This window comes from Kerstersia sp., from assembly GCF_052103615.1.
In the GTDB taxonomy this organism is placed as follows: domain Bacteria; phylum Pseudomonadota; class Gammaproteobacteria; order Burkholderiales; family Burkholderiaceae_B; genus Kerstersia.
The window spans coordinates 1-2,878 of the sequence record NZ_JBQEKA010000126.1; the positions used below are offsets into that span (position 1 = coordinate 1).

Below are 2,878 nucleotides of genomic sequence, written 5' to 3' on the forward strand. Positions count from 1 at the left end.
GACTGTCCGCAAGCGTCTCGCTCAAACATGTGCGTCCGCCCCGCCAGCACCACCCAACCCGGCACGCTCCACTGCCACAACGCTCAGGCTCGCCCTGCCGCTCGCGTTGATGAGGGTTGCGCCACCCGATATGGCTCCCGATACGGCTCCCGATTTTTGACTGGGTGTGAGTTGCTTGCCTGGAGGTCAGGCTCCCTGAGCCGCAGGTTGTCCGAGCCACAGGTTGTCTGAGCCGCAGGTTGCCTGAGCTACAGGTTGTCTGAGCCACAGGTTGCCCGTTTGGATGATTCGGGTTTCGCTGCCCCGGATCTGAGCAGCGGGGGTGGCTTAGCGCTGGGGTTTGTGCGTTTGCCGCGGGCAGCTGGTGAAGCCTAGCAATGTGTAGAGCGGGCAGTAGCGTCCCAGGCCGGTCAGGAGCGGCAGGATGCCCAGCCAGCCCCACCCGCCGATGACGCCTGAGGCGGCCAGGATGATGAGTAACAGACCTGCGACGACGCGCAGGAGGCGGTCTATGCCGCCGACGTTGGTTTTCATGTTTGTTCCCGTTTGGCTGGGGTTTGTGATGGCAGTGCCAGGCTGGGCCGCCCATTCAGGCCTTGCTGGCCCGGCGGTTCCAGGGCATTTTCATGAGCAGCCGCGCCAGGCCGCAGAAGCCTGAGAGGCCGGCAAAGATCAGGCCGCAGCCGATGAAGCCAGGGATGAGATAGAAGCCCGGCGCCACGAATGTCCCCAGCAGGGTGCCCAGCAGTATCATGGCACCCGCAGCAATTTGTACCTGGCGCTGCAGTTCCATGGGTTGTGTGGCGTCGAGCACGACCGGCAGGCCTGCTTTTTTCCAGGCATCCAGGCCGCCTTCGAGTATGTAGGCCTGACAGTCCGCGCAGGCGGCCAGCGCTCCGGCGTTGAGCAATGTCCGGTTGCCGGAGCGGCAATGAAAGATGACAGCGGGCGCGTTTTCTATGCCCGCGCCATTCAGGAGTTGTTCCATGGGAAGATGGCGCGCCTCGCCGATATGTTCCCGCGCATGCTCGCCCGCGCCGCGGATATCGACCAGTAGCGCGCCTTTGTCCATCAGCTGGCGCGCGGCAACTGGAGAAATGACAGGTAATGACATATAAAAGACTCCTGACAGATTGTCTGTTCTGTGCGGGCCCGCCATGCGTCCGCTGGCGCACCACTGAGGCCCTGATGGCCCGCCGCCTGTCTCAAGCGCTGCAAGCCCTGTGAATCCTGCTGCCAGTTGGCGCAGTGGCCAGATGGCCAGGTAGGCAAGTAGGCAAGTAGGCAAGTAGGCGGCTGGCGGCAAGGTCTGTCTTGGCGTGCTGCGCCTGAATTAATATACCAACTAATATTATATAATTTATTTAATCATTTGATGCCCAATATGCACACGCCCGATACGACTTTCGCCATGACGCCCGAGCAATTGCGTGAACATGCCGGACAGGCATGCGCCCTGCTCAAGGCGCTGGCCAACGAGGACCGGCTGATGCTGTTGTGCCAGATTGCGTCCCGCCAGCGTCTGAACGTCAGCGAGCTGGAGAATGCGACGGGCATCCGGCAGCCCACGCTGTCACAGCAGCTGGCTGTGCTGCGTCAAGAGGCGCTGGTGACGACGGAGAAAGAAGGCAAATACGTTTTTTACCGACTGGCCAACGAAGATGTCGTGCGTATCATGCATACGCTCTGGGATATTTACTGTGCCGCGCCTGCTCCATCCCGTCAGACACATGCGCCAGAAGCCTGAAGACGCTTGATCCTGGCACGGCTGGGCCATAAAAGCCCGCCAAGCAGGCTTCTTATAAAGCCGCCCCCCGGCCATGGCCGCACCGCGTGGTATTGCATTCGCCCTCAAGCAGGCAGAAAATCGGGAGGCAAGGCGAAAGCAGCAGGTAATACGAAAGCAGCAGGCAACGCAAAAAGGCCAGCTTGCGCTGGCCTTTTTGCTTTCTTCTTTTTATAGGGTACTGCTTGGTTTTATGATTTTTATAAGCCGGATCACGCCGGTTCGCTGCCCATGCAGGGCATGTCTCCTCACCTGCATGGATGCAATTGTGCACGATGCCGGTGCAGGATGCACTAGGGGAATGCCCTAGATAGGGTCACTACTAGGGTGCGGGATTTATGCGCGGTCACGGTGCTGTTTTCTGCCTCGTCCCCAGTTGCTGGCCGGGCGGCCAGCCAGTTGGCATGCGGTCTGGCAGTCTTTGGCGGCGCCAAGCGCGCCTGTCAGCGGCCCGCCCGCAGGAGAGCTGGCTGCCGCTGTTCAGGCTGAACCGCCATTCGGGTGCAGCCGCCGTGTCATGGCACCGTCATCTGAAGTGCATATGCTTGGCGGCGCGCTTTGCGCTGTGACTTTGAGTTATTAAGGCCTGTGGCCAGAACCGATACGCCGCTTTTTCATTGAATTTCCCAGATTGAGGTTTTTTCCATGAACGATTCTTTCCGCGTTCCGTCCCTGGACGATACTGCCCGCCGCATGCGCGCCGACCTCATCGACAGCCTGGATGAAGAGCTGGAAATGGAACTGGACGATGAACGCCTGGCCCATTTGACCGATCTGCTGCCAGATGCCGAAGGCAGCGACGGCGACGAGATGGACCGCCGTCTTTATTTCCGTGAACTGCTGCGCCTGCAAGGTGAATTGGTCAAGCTGCAGGATTGGGTCGTGCACAAGAAGTTGAAGATCGTTGTGCTGTTCGAGGGGCGCGATGCCGCCGGCAAGGGCGGCACCATCAAGCGGATTACCCAGCGCCTGAACCCGCGTATTTGCCGGGTTGCCGCCCTGCCCGCCCCCAGCGAGCGCGAACGTTCACAGTGGTATTTCCAGCGCTATGTTCAGCATTTGCCCGCAGGCGGCGAGATCGTGCTGTTTGAC

Annotated in this window: 3 protein-coding genes and 1 pseudogene; 2 read left to right on the forward strand and 2 right to left on the reverse strand. The window is 60.3% G+C overall.

The features are described from left to right. Positions 1-327 precede the first annotated feature (327 nt). Positions 328-534, reverse strand: coding sequence for a YgaP family membrane protein (locus ACTJGZ_RS15500; RefSeq protein ID WP_441663796.1), 207 nt, complete (start codon positions 532-534; stop codon positions 328-330). Positions 535-589: 55 nt separating this feature from the next. Then, a complete protein-coding gene (locus ACTJGZ_RS15505; protein WP_441663797.1) occupies positions 590-1,114 on the reverse strand; it encodes a rhodanese family protein in 525 nt (174 codons plus the stop codon). Positions 1,115-1,384: 270 nt separating this feature from the next. On the opposite strand from ACTJGZ_RS15505, the gene ACTJGZ_RS15510 reads away from it, so the two are divergent. Both ACTJGZ_RS15510 and ACTJGZ_RS15515 read left to right on the forward strand, forming a co-directional pair. Further along, positions 1,385-1,747, forward strand: a complete 363-nt coding sequence (locus tag ACTJGZ_RS15510; protein WP_441663798.1) for an ArsR/SmtB family transcription factor — start codon at positions 1,385-1,387, stop codon at positions 1,745-1,747. Positions 1,748-2,431: 684 nt separating this feature from the next. Continuing rightward, a pseudogene (locus ACTJGZ_RS15515) lies at positions 2,432-2,878 on the forward strand (polyphosphate kinase 2); the annotation flags it as partial.